General features: G+C 73.5%; 20 protein-coding genes and 1 pseudogene. 7 read left to right on the forward strand and 14 right to left on the reverse strand.

Annotated features, from left to right (window positions below; translation table 11 throughout):
* Window positions 1-207 (forward strand): annotated as a pseudogene (locus ABYE80_RS05225) (SRPBCC family protein); the annotation flags it as partial.
* A 40-nt stretch (window positions 208-247) separates the two neighbouring features.
* A complete protein-coding gene (locus ABYE80_RS05230) occupies window positions 248-1306 on the forward strand; it encodes an alpha/beta fold hydrolase (protein WP_372789203.1) in 1059 nt (352 codons plus the stop codon).
* On the opposite strand, the gene ABYE80_RS05235 is transcribed toward ABYE80_RS05230, so the two are convergent.
* The 4 genes from ABYE80_RS05235 to ABYE80_RS05250 all read right to left on the reverse strand — a co-directional run bounded on the left by ABYE80_RS05235 (window position 1303) and on the right by ABYE80_RS05250 (window position 5172).
* The gene (locus ABYE80_RS05235; RefSeq protein ID WP_372789204.1) at window positions 1303-1926 is read right to left on the reverse strand and encodes a TetR/AcrR family transcriptional regulator; all 624 of its coding nucleotides are present in this window, start codon (window positions 1924-1926) and stop codon (window positions 1303-1305) included. The two genes, ABYE80_RS05230 and ABYE80_RS05235, sit on opposite strands and share 4 nt — an antisense overlap.
* Before the next feature lie 83 nt (window positions 1927-2009).
* Window positions 2010-3455 carry a calcium-binding protein gene (locus ABYE80_RS05240; RefSeq protein WP_372789205.1) on the reverse strand — a complete coding sequence of 482 codons (1446 nt, stop codon included), beginning with the start codon at window positions 3453-3455 and terminating at the stop codon, window positions 2010-2012.
* A 54-nt stretch (window positions 3456-3509) separates the two neighbouring features.
* Window positions 3510-4742 (reverse strand): saccharopine dehydrogenase family protein, encoded by a 1233-nt coding sequence (locus ABYE80_RS05245; RefSeq protein ID WP_372789206.1) that lies wholly within the window; start codon window positions 4740-4742, stop codon window positions 3510-3512.
* Between the two features lie 148 nt (window positions 4743-4890).
* Window positions 4891-5172, reverse strand: a complete 282-nt coding sequence (locus ABYE80_RS05250) for a DUF2277 domain-containing protein (RefSeq protein WP_372789207.1) — start codon at window positions 5170-5172, stop codon at window positions 4891-4893.
* A gap of 219 nt (window positions 5173-5391) precedes the next feature.
* Here ABYE80_RS05250 and ABYE80_RS05255 point away from each other — a divergent pair, with 219 nt between their 5' ends.
* A complete protein-coding gene (locus tag ABYE80_RS05255) occupies window positions 5392-6999 on the forward strand; it encodes a VanW family protein (RefSeq protein WP_372789208.1) in 1608 nt (535 codons plus the stop codon).
* Here the strand turns inward: ABYE80_RS05255 and ABYE80_RS05260 are convergent.
* The 10 genes from ABYE80_RS05260 to ABYE80_RS05305 form a co-directional block, all read right to left on the reverse strand.
* Window positions 6975-7517, reverse strand: coding sequence for an isoprenylcysteine carboxylmethyltransferase family protein (locus ABYE80_RS05260; protein WP_372789209.1), 543 nt, complete (start codon window positions 7515-7517; stop codon window positions 6975-6977). The genes ABYE80_RS05255 and ABYE80_RS05260 overlap by 25 nt on opposite strands.
* Before the next feature lie 51 nt (window positions 7518-7568).
* Window positions 7569-7943 carry a hypothetical protein gene (locus ABYE80_RS05265; protein WP_372789210.1) on the reverse strand — a complete coding sequence of 125 codons (375 nt, stop codon included), beginning with the start codon at window positions 7941-7943 and terminating at the stop codon, window positions 7569-7571.
* A gap of 95 nt (window positions 7944-8038) precedes the next feature.
* Complete coding sequence (locus ABYE80_RS05270) at window positions 8039-11185, reverse strand: AAA family ATPase (RefSeq protein ID WP_372789211.1); 3147 nt, start codon at window positions 11183-11185, stop codon at window positions 8039-8041.
* A 79-nt stretch (window positions 11186-11264) separates the two neighbouring features.
* The gene (locus ABYE80_RS05275) at window positions 11265-13244 is read right to left on the reverse strand and encodes a thiamine pyrophosphate-dependent enzyme (RefSeq protein ID WP_372789212.1); all 1980 of its coding nucleotides are present in this window, start codon (window positions 13242-13244) and stop codon (window positions 11265-11267) included.
* 41 nt (window positions 13245-13285) lie between these two features.
* The gene (locus ABYE80_RS05280; RefSeq protein WP_372789213.1) at window positions 13286-13549 is read right to left on the reverse strand and encodes an anti-sigma factor; all 264 of its coding nucleotides are present in this window, start codon (window positions 13547-13549) and stop codon (window positions 13286-13288) included.
* On the reverse strand, window positions 13542-14186 hold the full coding sequence (locus ABYE80_RS05285; RefSeq protein ID WP_372789214.1) for an RNA polymerase sigma factor: 645 nt from the start codon (window positions 14184-14186) through the stop codon (window positions 13542-13544). The genes ABYE80_RS05280 and ABYE80_RS05285 overlap by 8 nt, the downstream gene beginning before the upstream one ends.
* Before the next feature lie 15 nt (window positions 14187-14201).
* Complete coding sequence (locus tag ABYE80_RS05290; protein ID WP_372789215.1) at window positions 14202-15383, reverse strand: cation:proton antiporter; 1182 nt, start codon at window positions 15381-15383, stop codon at window positions 14202-14204.
* Between the two features lie 8 nt (window positions 15384-15391).
* On the reverse strand, window positions 15392-16075 hold the full coding sequence (locus tag ABYE80_RS05295) for a hypothetical protein (RefSeq protein ID WP_372789216.1): 684 nt from the start codon (window positions 16073-16075) through the stop codon (window positions 15392-15394).
* 95 nt (window positions 16076-16170) lie between these two features.
* Window positions 16171-17370, reverse strand: a complete 1200-nt coding sequence (locus tag ABYE80_RS05300; protein ID WP_372789217.1) for an acyl-CoA dehydrogenase family protein — start codon at window positions 17368-17370, stop codon at window positions 16171-16173.
* A gap of 64 nt (window positions 17371-17434) precedes the next feature.
* Entirely contained in the window at window positions 17435-18289 is an 855-nt protein-coding gene (locus ABYE80_RS05305; protein WP_372789218.1) for a MaoC/PaaZ C-terminal domain-containing protein, read from the reverse strand.
* Between the two features lie 160 nt (window positions 18290-18449).
* On the opposite strand from ABYE80_RS05305, the gene ABYE80_RS05310 reads away from it, so the two are divergent.
* The 4 genes from ABYE80_RS05310 to ABYE80_RS05325 all read left to right on the forward strand — a co-directional run.
* Entirely contained in the window at window positions 18450-19343 is an 894-nt protein-coding gene (locus ABYE80_RS05310; protein ID WP_372789219.1) for an alpha/beta fold hydrolase, read from the forward strand.
* Window position 19344: 1 nt separating this feature from the next.
* On the forward strand, window positions 19345-19968 hold the full coding sequence (locus ABYE80_RS05315; protein ID WP_372789220.1) for a class I SAM-dependent methyltransferase: 624 nt from the start codon (window positions 19345-19347) through the stop codon (window positions 19966-19968).
* 82 nt (window positions 19969-20050) lie between these two features.
* On the forward strand, window positions 20051-20668 hold the full coding sequence (locus tag ABYE80_RS05320) for a hypothetical protein (RefSeq protein ID WP_372789221.1): 618 nt from the start codon (window positions 20051-20053) through the stop codon (window positions 20666-20668).
* A gap of 65 nt (window positions 20669-20733) precedes the next feature.
* A partial coding sequence (locus ABYE80_RS05325; protein WP_372789222.1) for a sensor histidine kinase occupies window positions 20734-21779 on the forward strand: 1046 nt, incomplete at its 3' end.

The following is a 21779-nucleotide window of genomic DNA, read 5'->3' on the forward strand; positions in this document are numbered from 1 at the left end:
GAGCTCATCGAGTACCGCATCACCAAGGGCAGCCCCCTTCGCGGTCACCGCGGCAAGATGGTGTTCACGGAGCGGCCCGGCGGCGGGAGCCACCTGCGGTACGAGATCGAGTTCGGCGCGGTCGTGCCCGGCCTCGACGTCGTCATCGCCAAGGCGCTCCAGAGCGGGATCAAGAAGGGCCTGCCGAAGGTCGACAAGCTCGCCTGACGCCGCGTAACCTCGACACGAATCGGTGTAAAGGTGAGGGATGAGCTCGCGCCGGCCCGCCCTCACCGCCATCACCGCAGCCGCGGCCACAGCCGCCGCCTGGGAGATCCAGCGGCGGCGCGATCGGGCCGCCGTCGAGGCCGATCCCGAGCACGCGTTGTTCCACCGGCCGCTGCAGGGCCGGCCGCAGACCGTGACCGGCGACGACGGGACGACGCTGCACGCCGAGACCTTCGGCCCGCAGGACGCCCCGACGATCGTCCTGGCCCACGGGTGGACCTGCCAGATCCGCTTCTGGACGCGCCAGATCCACGACCTCGCGCGCGACTTCCGCGTCGTCGCCTACGACCAGCGCGGCCACGGCAGGTCCGGCCGGGCGCCGAGCGACGACTACCGCATCGAGCGCTTCGGAGCCGACCTCAACGCGATCCTCCAGGCGTGCGTGCCCGACGGACGCAAGGCGGTCGTCGCTGGGCACTCGCTCGGAGGCATGAGCATCGTGTCGTACGCCGGCCTGTACGCGGGTGAGGTCGCCGACCGCGTCGCGGCCGCCGCCCTGGTCAACACCGGCATGGGCGACCTGATCCAGAAGTCGCTCGTGGTGCCGGTCAGGACCCCGGTCGCGAAGCTCGAGCAGAGGATCGGCGCCGCCGCGCTCAGCGCGCCCCTGCCGCTCCCCTCCGGCCCCACCCCGCTCGCCCACCGCGCCGTGAAGTACGTGGCGCTGTCGGCGGACGCGACCCCGGCGCAGGTCGGTTTCAGCGAGGAGCTGGTGATCGACTGCCGGCCCGACGTGCGCGGGGCGATCGGTGGCGCCCTGACCCGTCTGGACCTGCACGCCGCCGTCGAACGCCTGGACGTGCCGACCCTGGTGATCGCCGGCGACCGCGACCGCCTCACGCCACCCGAGCACGCCGAGCGACTGCACGCCGAGCTCCCGCGCCCCGCCGGCCTGGTGCGCATGCCCGGCGGACACATGGGACCGATCGAGCACGCCGACGAGGTGACCCGCGTGCTCCGTGACCTGGCCACCACCCACCTGGGCGAGGCGACCGACGGACCGCGGGAGCAGAAGGCCGAGCGCCTGCCGGACCGCTAGGGGACGGCGTCCCCGCGACGCACGTTCGCCAGCAGGGTGGCGGTGAAGTCCGCGATCCGGTCGGGCGGGAACCGGTCCGGGTCGGAGAGGACGAGTCGCGCCGCGTCCTCCGCGAGCGTGATCAGCGTCCGCGTGAACAGCTCGGCGTCCAGGTTCGTGGGACCGCCGCGAGCCCCGATCCCCCACGTGATCACCGGCTCCAGGAGGTCGGAGACGGCCTTCTTCGCCCGACCGATCACACCGCGCAGCTCGGCCGGGGCTCCCTCGATCGGCAGCAGCGCCAGGCGCCAGGTGTCCCGGTCGTCGCGTACGCGGGTGAGGAGGTCCCGCAGGGCATCCACGAGGATCGCGTCGGGGTCCTCCCCGAGCGGCATGTCGGGCACGATCGAGCGGATCGTCCGCAGCGCACGGTGCTCGGTGCGGTCCACGAGCGCGCGCTGCATGCCCTCGAGGTTCCCGAAGTGCGCGTACACGACGGTACGGGCGATCCCCGCGTCCCGCGCGATGCGGTCGATGGACGCCGCACCGTAGCCCTCCTCGAGCACGAGGGTCGTCAGGACGTCGAGCAGTTGCTCGCGCCGCTGCTCCGCGGTCATGCGCTTCACCTGACTGGCCGCCACGGTCGCGAGTCTTCCACGAACCGAGGACCCTGCGTGCGCGCCGATGTCGACGCCGGGCCCGTCGCGCTGGTGCCCGGCCCGGGTCAGCCGAGGACCACTTCGCAGTTCCTGGTCCTGTCCTTGCTGTCCTTCTCGACGCGATCCCGTCCGGGACCGCAGTCGATGATGTCCCGCCCGCCGCCGACCGCGCGGATGGTGTCGTCGCCGCGCCCGCCGTAGATGCGATCGCTGTCGTAGCCCCCGTTGATCACGTCGTCACCGTCACCGCCGTAGATCGTGTCGCGCCCGCGGCCGCCCTCGATCTCGTCGTCCCCCGGTCCGCCGACGAGCCGGTCGTCGCCCTTGCGGCCGAACAGCAGGTCGCTGCCGCGGCCACCGTACAGCCGGTCGGAGCCGCCGGCGCCCTCGAGGTAGTCGTCACCGTCGAGCCCCCGGATCGTGTCCGCACGCTCGGTCCCGATGATCCGCTCGGACTGCGCGGTCCCGCCGCAGCGGCTGCGCTTGAGCTGGCAGTTGCGCAGCGCCGCGTAGGCCTGCACCTTCGCCACCAGCTTGTCGTCCCAGGGCACGCCGACCGCCACGTAGCGGTCGCGCTGGCCCGCGAACGTCGGCGGGCTCTCCGCACCGGCGGTGAGGAAGGTCTCGCACCCGTCGAAGCCGATGGTCCGGGGCAGCGCCTTGCGCGTCCGGCGCGAGGCCGCGTCGGGGCTCAGGTACACGGTGTCCGCGCCGGGACCGCAGTTGGCGACCTGGACGGAGGACCCGACGTACAGCACGTCGTCGCCGGCGCCGCCGTACATGCTGGTCGCGACCCGGTCGGACGTCGCCCAGAGCGTGTCGTCGCCGTCGTCGCCGTGGATCGTCGCGGACCCGGTGTCCACGATGGTGTCGTTCCCCGACCCTCCCGAGGCCACCCGTCCCCTGAACTGACCGGTGGACGGGAACAGCATGTCGTCGCCCGGTCCGCCGGAGAGCTTGTCGTTGCCGGTGCCGCCGTCCAGGAGATCGTCGCCGGACCCGCCTCTGACGTCCTTGTCCTTGCCCGCCCCGCTGAGCAGCACGTCGTGGCCGGGGCCGCCGTCGAGCAGCCGGTCATCGCCGAACCGCGACTCCCCCAGGAAGTCGTTGCCGTCCCCACCGCGGAGGATGTCGTCGCCGTCGTACCCGTCGAGCCGGTCGTTCCCGCGGCCGCCCTCGAGCACGTCGTTGCCGGTGAAGCCGAAGAGGACGTCGTCGCCGTCCTGCCCGAGCAGCCGGTCGTTCCCGGACCCGCCGTCGAGATCGTCGTCACCGGAGCCGCCGTAGAGCTTGTCGGCGGCCGTACCGCCTGCGAGCAGATCGTTGCCGCCGAGCCCGCGCAGGACGTCGCGGGACCCGCGACCGCGGAGCGTGTCCGGGCCGCTCGTGCCCGTGAGCCGGTCCGCCAGCCGGCCGCCGTTGCGCGTCACGGCGAGCGCCGGCACCGCCGCCGCGAGCAGTCCGAGGATCAGCAGCACCGCCGCGGCGCGTGACGTCCCATGGCCCCCCATACCGACAGCAAACCAGCCCAGCGTGGGGAGTTGCGCCGCTACCGGCGCCCGCGCTCAGCCGGCGCGCTGCGGCTCGTCGACGTCGCGCTCCTGCACGCCGTGGGGCGCGCCGTACTCGGCGAGCAGATCCAGGAACGGCTGTGACGGGAACGCCTCGGGCCCGAGCACCCCGACGCCCGACCACGCCCCGGACTCCAGCAGCTCCAGCGCGATCACGGGGTTGATCGCGGTCTGCCAGACGACGGCCTGGCAGCCGTCCTCGCGCATGGTGCGCTCGTTGTCGACGAGGTGGTAGAGGTAGGTCGCGCGTGGCGCCCCGTCCTTCCCGGTGCCGGTCACGAGCGTCCCGGCGCACGTGCGGCCCGTCATGCGGTCGCCCAGACCAGCCGGGTCGGGGAGCGCCGCGGCGACCACGTCGCGCGGGCTCACCTGCTGCCCACGGACGTCCAGCGGCTCCGTGGCATCGAGACCGAGCAGGTGCAGCGTGCGGAGGACGCCGATGAACTCCGCGCCCAGCCCGTACTTGAACGTGACGCGGTTGCAGTCCACCCAACGCGGGATCAGCACGACCTCCTCGTGCTCGACGTTCACGCACTCGACCGGCCCGATGCCCTCCGGGAACTCGAAGATCTCCGGCTCGCTGAACGGCTCGGTCACGTAGAACCCGCGGTCGCGCTCCCAGATGAGCGGTGGGTTCAGGCACTCCTCGATCGTCGTCCAGATCGAGAACGTGGGCGCGAAGGCGTACCCCTGGACGACGAGATCCGCGCCGTCACGGACCCCGATCTCGTCGATCGTCTCGAACATCGTGTCGGCCGCGTGCCGCGCGAACACGTCCGAGGCGCCGGGTTCGACGCCGATCCCCACGAGGGCGAGCCGACCGTCCTGCTCCCAGGCCTCGTGCTCGGCGAACTGCGCGTCCCCGAGCATCACCCCCGGCTTGGCGAACGGCTCCTGCGGATGGCGTTCGGACAGGGTCATCGCCATGTCCAGGTAGGTGACCCCACCGCGCCCGGCCGCCGCGAAGATCGGAGGGTTCAGTCGCGGATCGCAGGCGTTCAGGACGTGGGTGATGCCCTGGGCCTCGATCAGGGCCACGAGCGCGTCGGTGTCCGAGGCGTCGCACCCCACGCCGCTGACGCGCTCGTCACCGGCACGGGCGGCCGCAGCCTCCGCTCGACCGGCATCGAGGTCCGTGAGCACGAGGCGCTCGAAGAACCCGCGGCGGCGGGCGATCGCCGCCACGGCTGCTCCGACCCCTCCGGCTCCGACGACGAGGATCCGCATGGTGGGCCGAGCCTAGTGGGCGCCGAGGTGCCACAGCGGAGCAGGCCGGACGGGACGGCACGCCGCAGCGGTGCGTCGCCGACGAGGCCACGATGCGCCTGACGGCCGGTCCGGCGCGGGCCGCGGTCGGGCCGGGGCCGCCCGCCGGTCAGGCCGAGGCCACGCGCCCGTAGCGCTCGGCAGCCCGGGCGCGGGCCTTGGCGGCCTCGACATCGCGGTCCTTCGGGGGCGCCGTGGTGACGAGCGCTCCGAGCAACTCGCGCGACGCGAGCGCCACCGCGTCGACCGCCCGCTCGAAGGCCGCCTGGTTGGCCTGCGATGGGTTTGTCGACCCGCTGATCTTGCGCACGTACTGCAGCGCTGCCGCGTGGATCTCGTCCTCGGTCGCCGGCGGCTCGAAGTTGTGGAGGGTCCGGATGTTGCGGCACATGCCTCCAGGGTAACGGCGTCGCACGTCGCGGCAGCCCGCTCGTCGGGCCGTCACGGAAGCCCCGACGCAGGATCGCGTGCAATCGGCGCGGTTCGGACGAGCCGACCAACCGTGTCCGGTACAACGTGAATGGTGGCTGTACCCAGGCGTCCCGTCCCACCCTCCTCCCGCCGTCACCCATCCGCCCTCCTCGTCGCAGTCGCGATCCCGTTGGCGGTGGTGCTCGTCGCGCTGCTCGGCCTGCGCACGGCGTACGGCGACCGGGCCTTGCCCGGAACGCGCCTGGCCGGGGCGAACGTCGGCGGGGACTCACGCGACGAACTGCGTGAGCGCGTCGAGCGGATCGCCTCCCGGGCCGTGATCGTCCTGGCCGCGGACAAGCGGCTTCGCGTCGAGCCCGCGGCCGCCGGGCTGCGCATCGACGTCGACACCACCGTTCGGCACGCGATGGACGCCGGACGCGACGGGACGCTGGCCGGCGCGGGATCGACCCTGCGCGGACTGGTCTCCACCAATGACGTCGAACTCGCCGTGCGGATCGACGGAGGCCTGCTCGACGGGACCGTCGCCCGCCTGGCGCAGAGCGTCGACCGCAAGCCGTTCCCCGGAGCGATCGAGGTCGACGCCGAGCAGCTCGAGGCCGAGGCGGTGGCGCCCCGCACCGGACGCGAGCTCGATCGTCGCGACCTCCGGGCGCGCCTGGTCCGCGCGTTCCGCAACGGCGTGTCCGAGGTCCGGCCGGCAGTCGACGTCACGCGCGTCGCCCGCATGTCCGAGGTCGAGGCGGTGGCCCGGTCCGCGCAGGACTACCTCGACGCGCCCGTGGTCCTGACCGGTGCCGGTGACCCGCTGCGACTCGAGGCCTCCCGGATCGCCCCGATCCTGCGCCTGAGCACCCTCGGGTCGGAGACGAACGTCACGTTGGGGACGAGCCGGAAGGCGCTCGAGGCGCTCGTCTCGGAGGTCGCCGAGTCCCGGGACCGCGCCGCCCGCGACGCCAAGATCTCCGCCCCCGCCCGGAGCGCCATCGTGGAGGGCAAGGGCGACCTGAGCTGGAAGCCCAAGAAGGCGGACGTGTCCGTCACCGGAGAGGGCCGCAGCGGCCGCAAGGTCGATCAGGCGGCCAGCGTCAAGGCGATCGACGGCGCCGTGCGCAAGGGGGAGCACCGGGTCTCGCTGAAGGTCGTGAAGACGAAGCCGGCCGTGAGCGCCGCGGCGGCCCGCAAGGTCGACCGGCTGATCGGCACCTTCACGACGCGATACACCCCCGGTCAGCCGCGGGTCAAGAACATCCGCCGCATGGCGCGGACGGTCGACGGCACGATCGTCGCCCCCGGAGCCCAGTTCTCGCTCAACGGGCTCGTCGGACCTCGGACCAAGGAGGGCGGGTACGTCGAGGCGCCGTTCATCGCCGACGGCAAGCTGGAGCCGTCGGTCGGCGGAGGGGTCTCGCAGTTCTCGACGACCCTGTACAACGCCGCCTACTTCGGTGGCCTGAAGCTCGACACCCACACGCCGCACAGCATCTTCATCGATCGCTATCCGCCGGGCCGGGAGTCGACGCTCAACTACGACTCGATCGACCTGAAGTGGACCAACGACACCGACGCCCCGGTGCTGATCCGCACCTTCACCGACAGCACGTCGGTCACCGTGAGCCTCTACGGCGACAACGGCGGCCGACGCGTGACGGCGCAGACCGGTGAGCGCCGGCCGATCCCCGGTGAGGACTTCTCGATCGTCGTGACCCGGGTGGTGCGATACCCGGGGGGACGCGTGGCGCGGGAGCCGTTCACGACCCGCTACGACGCGCCGATCGAGGACTGACCGTCCGCGCGCGGCTCGATCGTGCGACCCCGCCGCCGCGGCAGCCAGCGCGGGACGCGCTCGCGGTAGACGTCGTAGGCAGCACCGAACCGCGCCCGTAGCCGCGGTTCCTCGTAGCGGACGATCAGCACGTGCAGGGTGAGGAGGTACGCGGCAGCCGCGGCGAACAGCACCGGCCGCGCCAGCACCAGGCCCTCACCGAGGAGCACCCCCACCGTGGCCAGCTGCTGCGGATTGCGCGAGCGCCGGTAGGGACCGTCGGTCACCAGCGCCGCCGTGGGCGCCGCGGGGGTCGGTGTACCTCTCCCCTCACGGGCGAACCGGGCGAAGCAGCGCACCAGCGTGATCAGCCCGACCACAACCAGCACCGCCCCGACCGCTGTGGCCACGGGCTGGAGCGGCACCGCGTCACCGCGCTGGAAGCCGCCCGTCAGCAGCGCGGGCCCGACCCCGATCTCGAGGCCGGGTCCCAACAGGAAGAAGACCGCGCTGCCGATCGCTGCGTGCCGGGGTGCCATCGGTCGCCATCATGGCGACCCTGGCGCCCCGGCGACGCTGCGCGCGTCGCGTCAGGACCCGGCGGGTGCCGCGGCGCCGGTCAGGTGATCGAGGACCCGCTGGAACTCGTGCGTCGGGGAGAAGTCGACGTACTCGCTGTCCTCCAGCGCCTCGGGAGCGTGCCCGGCGGCCCAGTAGAACGCGTCGCCGGCGGCGAAGTCCTGATGGCCGTCCTTGGTGTGCATCCGCACGCGCCCCTTGATCATGTACCCCCAGTGCGGGCACGGGCAGAGGTCGTCCGGCAGGCCCTTCGTGGCCGGTCGCAGATCGGCGCCGGCGGGGAGCTGGACGAATCCGACCATCAGGCCGTCCTGGTCCAGCACGCGGACCTCCACGCCGCCATCTGCGATGGCGACGGGAACGTCCTTGCGGGGAATGGAGCGCATGGTTGACCTCCGAGGTCGACGAGTGAATGGACGCCGCCACCGCTGTCGGTGGCGACGAACCACACCGTCGCGGACCCGCGTTCCTCGGACGTTCCCTATCCCTCGGCCAGCCGGGCGCAGCGCTCCGCGTCCAGCGGCTGCGCCCAGGTGTCGAACTCCTCCGCAGCGGCCCGGAAGTGCCCACGGGCCGCATCACCGCGCCCGTGGGCCAGCGCCACCCACCCGCGCACCTCGGCGACCGCGGCGCTCCAGGCCGGGGGCAGCGCGATGACCTCCAGCGCCCGCTCGCAGTCGCCGGCGTAGCGGTCGGCGCGCTCGAGGTCTCCGGCGCGTGCCGCCGCGATCGCCGCCGGCACGATGAACGCGATCCGGCACGTCGGACAGGTCTCCGCGGGTCCGGCGATCGCCGTCTCCGCCTCGCGGACGACCGCCACACCGGCCTCGGGGTCGGCGGCCGCGGCCACCATCGCGCCGTAGATGCGGTCGAGGGTGTGGTGCCCGACCTCGGACTCCCGCGCCATGAGCAGCGCCTCGGCCAGGTACCGGCGCGCCTCCTGGGACCGTCCCCGGTAGGTCGCCACCTGACCGCGTCCCAGCAGCGACAGCGCCTCCCCGGCGGCGGCACCGATACGCGCGTGCAGCCGCGCGCCCTCCGCGAAGTCGTGGTCGGCCTCGTCGAGATGCCCGGCCAGGACACCCACCTCCCCGCGCAGGGTCCGCGCGAACGCCTCCCCGCGCGCGGCCCCGAGCCGGCGCGCCTCGGCCGCCAGACCGTCGGCGAACGTGATGATCTCGTCACTGGGCAACCCCCCGTAGAGCATCCGCTCGGTGACGCACAACTGCCCGTCGAAGACGCGCGTCGCGAGCGCGGGCAGGTCTCGTGTGCTGCGCAGGTACTCGCGCAGGCGCACCGGCAGATCCCCCGTCGCGTGCGCTGCCAGCGCGTGCGCCCAGGTCGCGTCGAGGATCGCCCCGGGATCCCCGAGCTCGATCGCCAGCCGGCGCGCCTCCTCGGCCTTCGCCGCTGCCGTCTCGGCGTCCGCGTAGCGACCGATCGCGGCGGCGGCACTGAGGGTCAGCGCCTCCGCCAGCCGCCCGGCCAGCGACGTCGGCCGGACGCCCCGCAGGGTGGCCAGCGCGCTGTCGGGGTCGCTGGCCTTCAGCTGCGCCAAGGCCTGCCGGGCCTTCAACTCCTGCGCCTCGGGCTCGCCGACCGCCGCCGCAGCGGTCGCGTACGCGTCCGGGGCCCGATTGTCCCCCAGGGCGTCCAGGATCTCGGCGCGCAGGCTCAGCGCCTCGACGTGGTCGGGCTGGTGCTGCAGCAGCCGGTCGACCTGCACGAGCGCGTCGGCGAAGGCCCCGACCTCGACCGCCCGTCGGGCGGCGCGCAGCAGCCACGGGACCGCCTCCTGGGGGCGCTCCCCCTTCAGCCAGTGGTGCGCGATGAGCTGCGGCGGCGCCCCCGCCGCGATCAGGCGCCCGGCGGCGTCCCGGTGCAGAGCGAGCCGATGGTGTGGGGCGAGCTCGTCCGTGAGCGCCTGCCGGACCAGCTCGTGCCGGAAGCGGTACTTCGTGTCCGCCACGACCAGGGCACCTGCGGCCAGCGCGGCGTCCAGCGCGGCGAACGCCGCCCCCTCGGGCAGGCCGGTGAGCGCGAGGACGCTCGCCAGGTCGAGCGGCTCGCCCGCGACGGCGAGCTTCGCGAGCACGTCGAGGTCGTCCCTGTCCAGCCCGACGAACCGATCCATCACCGCGGCGCGCACGGTGCGGGGAAGGTCTCCGGACGCGTCCTGCGTGCGTCCGCGCGCCAGCTCGAGGGCGAAGAACGGGCTGCCCTCGGCGCGGCGCACGACCTGCGCCACGAGCTCGGGATCCGGCGGCTCGGCACCGGCGGACTCGACGAGCCGCACGATCTCCGCGTCCTCGAGCGGTCCGAGCTCGACGTGGAGCGTCTGGTCGTGGGCGGCGAGCTCGGCGAGACCGTGCGGCAGGCTCGCGCGCAGCCACTCGGTCCGGTAGGCGAGGATGACCGCGACCGGCAGGGCGCCGCCGCCCGCGACGAGCTGGTGCAGGACCCCGGCGGTGGCCTCGTCGCACAGGTGCGCGTCCTCGAGGCACAGGACCGTGGGCACCGGGGACCCCGAGAGCACGATCGCGCGGCGCAGCGCGGCCACGACCTGATGTCGCGTCACCGCGCCCTCGAGCGGTTCGGCCGGCCCGGCGAGCGGCGTCAGCTCCGCCAGGATCGACCGGGTCCGCGCCGGGAGGCCGGCCAGCGGATCACGTCCGTCGAGCAGCAGCTGCTCCACGAACGCGCCGAGCGGCCCGTAGGGCGCCCGTGCCGCGGTGCCGGTGGCACCGACCACGCGCCAGCCGTCCTCGCGGGCGCGGTCGAGCACCTCGCGACACAGCGCGGACTTGCCGATGCCCGTCGGTCCTCGGACGAGGACCGACACGGTCTCGCCCGCACGGGCCTCCTGGAGGCGGCCCATGACGCGGGCGACCTCGAGCTGGCGACCGACGAGGGTCTGCTCCCCCAGCCGCACGCCGGTCGTGCAGTCGTCGTAGAGCCGCTGCGTCTCGGGGCCGGGCCGCGCTCCCAGCTCGCGGACGAGAGCGATCCGCAGCTGCTCGTACCACCGGATCGCGACGTGGCGCTGCCCCTCGGCGATGGCCGCGCGCATGAGCTCACGGCACGCCGCCTCGTCGGTCGGGTCCACCTGCATCAGCCGCTCCCAGTTCGCGGCGCGGCGCAGCAGGTCCGTCAGCCGCGCGCGCACCTCACGTCGCGGCTCCTGCGTCCACGCCTCGTAGGGCGAGAGCGGCAGCAGGTCCCCGGGGCACGTCTCGGCCACGCCCGCGCACGCCGCCGGGTCACCGTCGTGCAGCGCGGCGTCCGCCCGGTGCAGGAAGTCCTCGACATCGGTGACGACGGCCCGCGACGGGAACAGGTGCACCTGACCACCGCGCAGGACCACCGCGTCGTCGTCGTCGAGGACGCGACGAGCGTGATGCGCGGCCTTGCGCAGGTTGGCGGCGCCCGCCTTGGCTCCGAGGTGCGGCCAGAGCTGCTCGATCACGCTGTCGCGCACCAGACGGTGACCGTCGGCGAGGGCCAGCAGCGCGACGAGCTCCTGCGCCCGGCGCGACGGCCAGTCGTCCTCCGAGATCTCGTGCTCGTCGGCTCGCACCCGGAACCTCCCGAGCATGTCGATGCGGATGTCGACGGTCGCCGAGGGCACGGAGCGATCGTAGGGCCTGCGTCACCCGTCGTCGATCGGCCCAGGGGGCCTTCCGGTCGGGGCGGTGGCCGAAGGCTGCTCAGACCAGGTCCGCGTCGCACCGGACGACCACCGTGGCCGGCCCGTCGTGCGCGAAGGCCTCGGCCAGGGCGCCGTCCAGATCCTGCGCGCGCTCGACCCGCAGCCCGAGGGCGCCGCAGTCGCGGGCGTACGCCGCGAAGTCCGGGTTGTGCAGGGACGTCTGCCACACGTCCCACTCGCCCGCGCGCTGCTCCTTGCTGATCTTGCCGAGCTGACCGTTGTCGAGCAGGACGTGGACGATCCGCATGCCGTGCTTCACCGCGGTGGTGAGCTCGGCCATGTACTGCGCGAACCCGCCGTCGCCGCTGATGGCCACCACCGGCCGGTCGCCGTCGGTCGCCGCCCACGCTCCGAGCGCAGCCGGGTACGCGAACCCGATCGAGCCGAGGTACCCGCTCATCAGGACGTCCTGGGTCGCGCGGGCCTCGAAGTAGCGACCGAACGCGTAGGCGTTGTTGCCGACGTCGACGCACAGCACGGCGTCCGTGGGCGCGTGGCGGTTCAGCGCCGCGAACACGGCGGCCGAGGCCACGCCGTGACCGCGGTCATCGGCCGCCCGGGAGGCCTTCTCCGCGCGCCAGAGCGCCCAGCGGTCGGCGACGTCGGCCGTCTGATCCACCCGACCGCCACCACCGGACGGGGCCGCAGTCCGCTCCAGCGCCTCGACGAGCGCGGCGATCGTCACGCCGACGTCGCCCAGCACCGGGGCCTCCACCGGGTGGAAGCGCCCGAGCTGCTGCGGATCGCGGTCGACCTGCACGATCGGATGCCCCGGGTAGATCCCGGTGTGGTTCGCGAACGACGCACCGAGCACGACGAGCAGGTCTGCCTCGTTCATGAGCCACGAGGCGACGGGGGTCCCGGATCGTCCGAGCACCCCGCCCGCCAGCGGGTGATCGTCGCCGAGCAGGCCCTTGGCCCGGAAGGTGGTGATCACCGGCGCCCGGAGCCGCTCGGCGAGCCCGCGCACGGCCTCACGGTCGGCGGCGGCGCCGTGGCCGGCGACGATGACCGGACGCCGAGCGCCGCTCAGCAGCGTCACCGCCCGGTCGAGGGCCTCCCCGGACGGCGCGACGCGGCGGTCCGGGACCCGGCCCGCCGGGGCGGCGACCGGTGCCTCGGGGGCAGGCAGGTTCTGCACCTCGTCGGGGAAGACGAGGTGCGTGGGCGCCTCCCGCAGCAGCGCGTGCTTGATGGCGAGCGCCATGAGCTCCGGGTGGTCGGAGTCCGGCAGGACCGTCGCGGACCACGCGGCGACCGTGCCGAACGCCCCCGCCAGGTCGACGTCCTGGAACGCGCCCTTCCCCAGCACCTTCGTGTCGACCTGCCCGGTCAGCGCCAGCACCGGCGCGCGGTCGGCCTTCGCGTCCCACAGGCCCGTGAGGAGGTTCGTCGCCCCCGGCCCGGCGATCGTCAGGCACGCCGCGGGCCGCCCCGTCAGCTTGCCGTAGGCCGACGCGGCGAACGCGGCCGCGCCCTCGTGCCGGATGCCGATGAACCGCAGCTCCCCGGCCTCCTCGCGCCGGCGCAGCGCGTCCGCCAGGCCGAGGTTCGAGTGGCCGACCATCCCGAAGACGTGACGCACCCCCCACGCGACCATGGTCTCCGCCATCGCATCGGAGACCGTGCGGGCGTGAGGCTCCTTGCCGGGAACGGCGACCCAGATCCCGCCGTCCTCGCGCACCTCCACCGGGAAGTCGCGCACGCTGTCGCCGAACGCCGAGCCACCGGTCAACGGGCAGTAGTCGTACCCGTGCCACGGGCAGCGCAGCTTGCCCCGCTCGATGGTGCCCTCGCCGAGCGGCCCGCCCTGATGCGGACAGCGGTTGTCCAGCGCGCCGTACGTCCCGTTCACGTGGGTCAGCGCGATGCTGGTGTGCCCGGCGGTGACGGTCGTGACCCGTCCCTCGGGAAGCGCGTCGACGTCGAGGACACGGTGCCAGACGAGCGTCTCGGCTGCGGACGGTGCGATGGTCATGCCCGTTCGGTCCCGTGAGGAGGCCGAGCGTTACAGGCCGGTCACTCCCTTCGCGACGACCAGGACCGGAACGCGTCCCGCAGCACCCCGCGCGTGGCGTCCGACAGCTCCTCGCGCGGCAGCGAGCCCATGCGGGCGATCGTCTCCCGCATCTGCGCGAGGTAGGTCTCGCACCCCGGACACGTCTGCAGGTGCTCCTCGAGGGCTCGCGCCTCGCCGTCCGAGAGCGCCCCCTCGAGGTAGTCGGTGATCACCTCGACGAACTCGCGGCAGGCGATCTCCTCGTCCTCGCGCCGTTCAGCCATGCCGCACCTCCTCGAGCTCCTTCCGCAGGCGGGATCGGGCGCGATGCAGCAGCACCCGCTGGTTCCCCTCGCTCAGGCCGAGCGCCGCCGCGGTCTCCGCCGCGTCGAAGCCTTCCAGATCGCGCATCGTCACCACCAGGCGCTGCGTCTCGGGCAGCGCGGCGACCGCGTCGGCCAGGCGCGTGCGCAGGTGCATCACGTCGAGATGCCGGACCGGGGAGTCGTCCCACCGCTCGGGCGGCAGCGCCCAGTGTCCGGGCCACCGGTCGTGGTCCGCCGGGAGGAAGCGGTCGGCGTCCACGGCGGTGAAGGGCGCATCGAGCTCGTCCTGCGCGAGCGTCGCGAACGGGACGGTGCGGCGCTCGCGCTCCCCTCGCGTCCGCGCCCGGTTCACGAGGATGCGGAAGACCCACGTGCGCAGGGACGATCGCTCCTCGAAGCCGTCGATCCCCCGCAGCACGCCGAGCCAGGTCTCCTGCACGACCTCCTCGGCGACCGCGTGGGACGGCACGTACATCCGGGCGATCCGGAGCATCGAGGCGGCGTACCGGTCCACGAGCGTCACGAACGCATGCTCCTCACCGGCGCGCAGGCGTCGTAGGAGCTCGGTGTCGGAGTCGTGCGCTGCCACGTTCACCGTGGCGCGATGCTCTCATGTCCGGGCTTTCGGAACCATGAATCCGGCGACGATGGGGAAGATCAGGACCGACAGCAGACCGGCGGCGACGAGACCGGCGGCGGTGGCCCCCGACAGCAGGTCGAGCGTCAGTCCGATCTGCGTGGCCGCGACGATGAAGGGAAGCGACGTGGCCTGCAGCAGGCCGGCGGCGATCGTCTGCCGGTCGTCGCGCAGGTAGCCCCGGTACAGCAGCGCGGGGGCGCCCCGCACCAGCAGCAGCGCCAGCAGGAGCAGCGGCACGCGCGCGAGCGCCGACGAGCTCTCGGTCAGCGCGTCGAGATCGAACCGCAGCCCGCTCGTCACGAAGAAGACCGGGATGAACACGCCGTACCCGATCGCATCGAGCTTCTCGCGGAACTGCGGGTGGGTCATCTCGCGGTCCTTGTCGAGGACCGACAGCAGGGCCCCCGCGATGAACGCGCCGAGGATGACCTCGAGTCCCAGGCTCTGGGCGATCGCCGCGAACCCGACCAGCAGCAGGAACGCTCCGCGCACCCGGATCTGCGCGGTCGTGTCCTGCAGGCGCACGAGGACCGCGCCGAACCGCATCGACCGCTCGGCGGCGACGACGGCCGCGACCACGGCGATCGCGAACGCGGCGAGCCCGCCGATGAGGAACAGCTTGGCCCCTGTGCCGGTGGACTCCTCGCTGAACAGCAGCGACAGCAGCAGGATCGTGGCGACGTCGGCGATCGACGCCGCGGCGATCACCAGCTGCCCGTACCGCGAGGCGCTGAGCCCGGAGTCCTTGAGCACGGGGATGACGACCCCCAGGGAGGTGGCGCTCAGGACGACGGCCACGAACACCATGCTCTTCACGGAGCCCGCCATCTGCAGCAGGAGGCCCACGAGCAGCGCCAACGCGAACGACGCGGCGAAGCCCACGAGCGCCAGGCGCAGCAGACGCCCCCGCAGCATCGCGAAGTCGACCTCGAGTCCCGCGAGGAACAGCAGGACGGACAGGCCCAGCAGCGAGAGCACGGCGACGGGCTCGTCGACCGACACCCACCCGAGCACGTCCGGACCCACGACGATGCCGGCGACGATCTCCAGCACGACCGCGGGCAGGCGCACCCGCGGCGCGAGCCCCAGCGTGAGGGGCACGACGAAGGCGACCGCGCAGACCGCCAGGAGGTTGCCGAACTCGAGCTCCACGGCGGCGCTCAGCCGTCACGCAGCGCGATGAACCGCGCGGTCCAGAACGCGACGAGTGCGCTCACCGGGTCCTCCTCCCCCCGCAGCGACGTCCACCCCACCTCCGCGCCCGCGAAGCCCGTCGCGTTCCACAGCGCGGCGTCCCCCCGGGGTCCTGCCCACGGCGCCACGTAGGCGTAGGGCTCGTCGTGCTGCTCGTCCCCCGGCGAGATGCCGTACGCGGCGCGCGCCCCCGCGGCCTCGTCGCCGAGCTCGACGGCGACGTCGAAGTGCTCGGGCCACAGCCGGACGGGCGCGTCCGGGTCGTGGAGCTCCGCGAGGGCCGTGAGGGCGCGCGTGCCGATCTCGTACACGGTGCCGAGGAACAGCGATGCGGTGCGGTCGACGTCCAGCGGCGTCTCGTCGAGACCGTCGGCGCCGCGCAGACCGGCCGCGGTGGCGGCCTCGCGCAGCGTGCTCAGCGGCGTGCGGGTCTCGCCGCCGCCGCGGTCGACCACCACGAGGTCCGTGCCGCTGAACCCGACCCACCCGCCGTGCGGCAGGTCGGGGGTGGCGACACCGGCGCCGCGGGCCTCGAGGGCGATCTCGTGTCCGGTCTCCTGGACGCGGACGGGTGCGAGGACGTGCTCGGCGACGCGGTGCAGCGCCTCGCGGGTGGGAAGGAGGCCGATCGGAACGGTGGGAAGGCTCATGCCCTCCCCGTCCCGTGCCGGGGCGTGGCGTTACATCCCTGGCCTCCCGCACGCGGCCGCGGCGTCCCGCCACGACCGCTGCGCGGCAGCTCCGCTCAGTAGCTCTTCGGCAGCCCGAGGGAGTGCTCGGCCACGTAGTTGAGGATCATCTCGCGGCTCACCGGCGCGATCTTCGAGAGCCGAGCGCCCCACCACATGTCGGTCAGGCCGTACTCGAGCGCGATCCCGTTGCCGCCGTGCGTCTGGATCGCCTGGTCGACCGCCTTGACCCCCACCTCGGCCGCCGCGTACTTCGCCATGTTCGAGGTCTCCCCCGCGCCCTTCCAGCCCGCGTCGTACAGCGCGCACGCCTTGCGGGTCATCAGCTTGGCCATCTCGAGCTCGATCTTGATCGCGGCGAGCGGGTGCGACAGCCCCTGGTGCGCGCCGATGGGCTGGCCCCACACGGCCCGCTCGCGGGCGTAGTCGGCCGCCTTGGCGATGGCCCGCTCGGCGCCGCCGCAGCTCCCGGCGGCCGCCATGATCCGCTCCGGGTTCAGGCCGTCGAACAGCGCGCCGAGCCCACCGGTGGTGCCGCCGATCAGCCGCTCGTCCGGGATCGTCACGTCGTCGAAGAACAGCGTCCACTGCTTGTCGGGCAGGCGCAGCGCCGTGGGGATGTTCTCCTTCGTGAAGCCCTCGGAGTCGAGGTCCATGATGAAGAGCAGCGGCATGCCGAGCTGTCCGTCCTCGAGCTCCTCGCGGGCGACGACCAGGAGCGCCGTCGCGTGCTCGACCGCGGAGATGTAGGTCTTCTGACCCCGCAGCCGCCAGGTGCCGTCGGCCTGACGCTTGGCGCGGGTCTTGATGTTGTGGGTGTTCGTCCCGGCGTCGGCCTCGGTTACGGCGAACGCGATGCGCTCGGTACCGGCGGACAGGCCCGGGAGCCAGCGGTGCTTCTGGTCCGGGGTGCCGTGCAGGCTGAGGATCGAGCCGGCGATCGCCGGCGAGACGACGAGCAGCAGCTGGGTGCAGCCGTTGATCGCGAGCTCCTCCTGCACCGCGGCCAGCCCGGACATGCCCATCCCCCCGCCCCCGTACTCCTCGGGCAGGTTGACGCCGCAGTAGCCCTTCTCGGCGAGCGCGTCCCACATCTCGGTCGGCGGCACGCCCTCCTCGTGGCAGCGCAGCATGTACGTCGCCCCGCCGAAGCTCTGGGCGATGCCCCTGACGGCTTCGCGCAGGAGGGTCTCCTCCTGCGACGGCACGAGGTGGATGACCGGCTCGGCGTCGGTCGCGACGGAGGAAGTAGTCATTCCCACATCCTACTTTGCGTGCCAACCCGTCAGTGCCACTCGAGGGCGGCTCCGCGCCGGCGGCTCAGGCGAACTCGGCGCGTCCGTCCTTGATGATGACGTCGCCGTTGTCGGCGACGGTCTCGAACACGAGCACGCCGTCGCCGTGCGCCCACAGGGTCGTCGTGATCGTCTGCCCTGGGAGCGCGGGCTTGTTGAAGCGCACGGCGAGGCGCTTGAGCCGGGTCGGGTCCTCGGGGGCGGCGGTCTTGATGGCCGCCACCGAGGTGAACGCCATCGTGCAGAGACCGTGGATGATGATGCCGGGCAGCCCGACGGACCTCGCGAAGTCCTCATCGAGGTGGATGGGCATGGGATCGCCGGACGCCGGCGAGTAGCGGAACGTCTGGTCCTCGTCGAAGGTCTGCTGGACCACGGCGACGGGCTCCCGGTCGCGGACCTCCTCGGGGAAGGCGTGGTCGTCGGGGCCCACGCCCGCACCCTCGGTGGCCAGGACGCCGCGGAAGAAGGACGTCATCAGCTGCTCGCAGACGAGGTCCCCGTCGGCGTCGCGGGTCTCGGACTTCACGACCAGCGTGGTGCCCGAGGACTTGGGCTGGACGCCGATCCCGGCCCCCCGCACCGTGAGGGTCATCCCGGGGGTGATCGGCTTGTGGAAGCGGAAGTCCTGCATGCCGTGCACGACCCGCATGAGCACCTCGCCGGGGACGATCTGCCCGATCAGCGGGAACAACCCCTCGAACGGCGGCACCACGTTGAAGACCGGCGGCGCGAGATCACCGCGGGCGTGGTGTGCGATGTCGTCGTTGGTGGCCTCCGCGTACGCGACCAGGCGATCGCGTTCGACGAGGAACGTCGATGGCTCGGTCCACCTGTCGAGCGCGTCGAGGTTGAAGTCGGCGGTGGTGCTGGTGCTCATGCGGGTCCTCGGGTCACGGGGTCGGGACGTCGCCGGAGCGACGCGGCGATCCTAACCGAACAGATGCTCTGTTTGTCGGGCCTGCCGCCGCCGCTGCTCGCGCGCCGCCGCGCGAGCGAGGGCCGCCGTCGCGTCCCGTGTCCTGGTTAGGCTCGGGCCGATGCTCGGGCTTTCCGTCTCACGCTGGGTCGAGGCGCACGACGGCACCCAGCTGCATGCGGTGGTGACGCGCCCGGGCGGCAAGCGGCGCCCGCGGGCAGCGGTGGTCCTGATCCACGGCTTCACGATGGCGACGCCGTTCTGGTCCCAGCAGCTCGAGGATCTCGGCCAGGACCACCTGGTCATCACCTACGACCAACGGGGCCACGGCCGCAGCGGCGCGGCGCAGGGCACGGGCTTCTCGCTGGAGACCCTCGGTGCCGACCTCGACGCCGTCGTGCGGGCGCTCGTCCCCCCGGACCTGGCGGCCGTCGCCGCGGGACACTCGATGGGGGGCATGGCGATCATGGGCTGGGCGGCCCACACCGCGGGCAACCCCGGGGCACGGGGCCTCCACGGCGCCGTGCTCTGCAACACGACCGCCCACAACGTGGCCGGCGGACTGGTGCGCCAGATCCCCCCGTGGATCTCGGGCCCCCTCCTCGGCAGCCTGGTCCCGCTCATCACGATGCCGGTCCGCCTCGAGGGACCCGCCCTCCCGGTCCTGCGCACCGCGATGCGCGTGATGGCGTTCGGCCGGGGCGCCAGCGAGAGCGACCGCATCCGCACCGAGCACCTGCTCCGCGCCACGCACCCGGTCGCGCGCTCCAAGGCGGCGCGGTTCCTCTGGTCGATGGACGCGCGGGACGCGCTGGATCACCTCACCGTCCCGACCACGGTCGTCGTCGGGGAGCAGGACCGCCTGACCCCGGCGGCCCGGGGCCGCGAGATCGCCGATCACCTCGGGGCGCGCCTGGTGGTGCTGCCGGACGCCGGGCATCAGGGCCCGATGGAGGCCCCCGGGACGGTCAACCGCGTGATCCGCAGCGTCGTCGACGACGTGCTGCGCGGGTAGCGTGAGCCGCCGCGACGCACCCTGGATCTGGGACGCCAACGCGTCCCACTACGCACGGCAGGAGAGCCTCGAGGGCCGCGCCGTGGAGACGGCGGTCCGGCTCGCGGCGCCGGCGCCGGGCGAGCACCTCGTCGACGTCGCCACGGGCACCGGCATCGTGCTGCGCACGCTCGCAGGCCGCCCCCCAGCGGACCGACCGCGCAGCGCCATCGGCGTCGATGCCTCGAGGCGCATGCTCGCGCAGGTCGGCACGCTGCCCACCGGCTGGGAACTGCGCCAGGCGGACGCGCGCGCCCTGCCCCTCGACGACGCCTCCGCCGACGTCGTCACCTGCACCTACCTGCTGCACCTGCTGTCGGCGGAGGACCGGGCGACCGTGGTTGCCGAGATCCGGCGGATCCTGAAGGTCGGCGGCCGCGTGGTCGTCGCGACGCCGTGGTCCCCGCGCCTGGCCGTGCGCGCCGTGCTCACCACCGCGGCCTTCGTGGCCCCAGCGAAGGTGGGTGGTCTGGCCCCGCTGGACCCCACCGACGATCTGCGAGCCGCAGGCCTGGAGCCGCGCGCCCGCGTGGTGCTCCCGCGCCGCGGATACCCCACCGTGGTCGTGCTCGCCGACGCTCAGTGAGGTCTGCGCCCCCTCCCAGGTTCACCCCAGCCGCGCGGCGCATCCTGACGTCATCGCATTCCCCAACGTCAGGAGTCACACCATGTCCCCCCAGATCCGCAAGGTCGCCGCGATCGTCTCCGCCAGCGCACTGCTCGGTGGAGCCGGCATCACCGCCGCGAACGCCGCCACCAGCTCGAGCGAGAGCACCAGCTCCAGCAGCTCGACCAGCCGGCACGAGGGCAAGGGCCGCGGCCAGATGCCGGCGGCGACGCAGGCGAAGATCGCCGATGCGCTCGGCGTCAGCAGCTCCGAGCTGACGGCCGCCATGGACGCCAGCCGTCCGGAGAAGCCGACCGACCAGCAGCGGGGCGACCGAGGCGCACGCATGTCGAGCGAGCTCGCGTCCGCCCTCGGGGTCGAGGCCTCCGCGGTCGAGGAGATCCTCGACGCCAACCGGCCACAGCGTTCTGCCGACGGCGAGCGACCGGCCCGCGGCGCCAAGCCCGACCAGTCCGCCCTGACGAGCGCGCTCGCAGCCGGACTCGACCTGGAGACCTCCGACGTGCAGGCGGCACTGACGAAGCTCCACGAGGCACGTGAGTCCCAGCGCGAGAGCCGCCACGAGGCGATGTTCGCCGCGGTGGCCAAGGAGCTCGGCCTGTCGGCGAGCGACGTGCAGGCCGCCTTCGAGGCCAACCGCCCGGCGAAGACCGCGTAGGTCCCCTCGCGAGCGGTGCGATCCCGGTCGTCCGCCCCGAGTCCCGCCCTGGGATGATCGGGGTGATGACGGCGGCGGTCGAACACCTCCCGAGTGAGCACGGGCCGGACCCCGAGACGAGGGGCCCGGCCCGCACGCGCATCACCGGACTGCGGGACGCCAGGATCGGCTCGCTGATCTCGACCGCGGCACTCGCCGCGGTCGTCGCGGGTCTCGCGACGACGATCGTGTGGGTCCTGACGGGCGCCTCGGGCGCCTACTGGCCGGTCTGGGTCTGGATCGGAGCGGGGGCACCCGTCGCGGGAGCGGCCGCGATCCGCGTGTCGTGGCGGGTTCCCGCCGGCCCCGCACGCTGGGCGAGCGCGCACGCGGGACTCGGCGGTGTCGCGGCCGGCCTGCTCGCGATCATCTGGCTGCTGACGGGCGGCGGGCAGTGGCTGGCCTGGACGCTGCTGGGCATCTCGCTGGCGGTCGTGACGCACGCCCTGCTGGCGTTCGCGGACCGCCTGCCACCTCGCCCGCGGGAGCGGGTGCTCTCGGACCGGGTCGACGAGCTGCTGCGGACGCGACGCGGCGCGCTCGACGAGGAGGCGACGGAGCTCCAACGCATCGAGCGGGACCTCCACGACGGAGCCCAGGCCCGGCTCGTCGCCCTGAGCATCGCGCTCGGCCGCGCCGAGCAGCGCCTCGCGCACGACCCGGAGGCCGCGGAGCTCGTCCGCCGCGCCCGCGACGACGCGTCGGCCGCGATCGCGGAGCTGCGCAGCCTGGCCCGGGGCATCGCCCCACCCCTGCTGCAGGAGCGTGGCCTGTTCCCCGCCATCGGGGCACTGGCGAAGCGGTCTGGGCTGGAGGTCAGGATCACCGGGGACCTCGCGGAGCGTCCCGGCCTGATGATCGAGCGGGCCGCGTACTTCGTCGTGGCCGAGGCGCTCACGAACGTGGCCAAGCACGCTCCGGCCGCGCACGCCACCGTGTCCGTCCTCGCCGCGGACGGCGTCCTCTTCATCGAGGTGGCCGACACGGGTCCGGGCGGCGCCGATCCCGAGGGCTCGGGCCTGACCGGACTGCGGCGCCGGGTCGAGGCCCTGGACGGCCGCCTGGCGGTCGC

Origin of the sequence: Paraconexibacter sp., assembly GCF_041602235.1 — a bacterium.
Lineage (GTDB): Bacteria > Actinomycetota > Thermoleophilia > Solirubrobacterales > Solirubrobacteraceae > Paraconexibacter.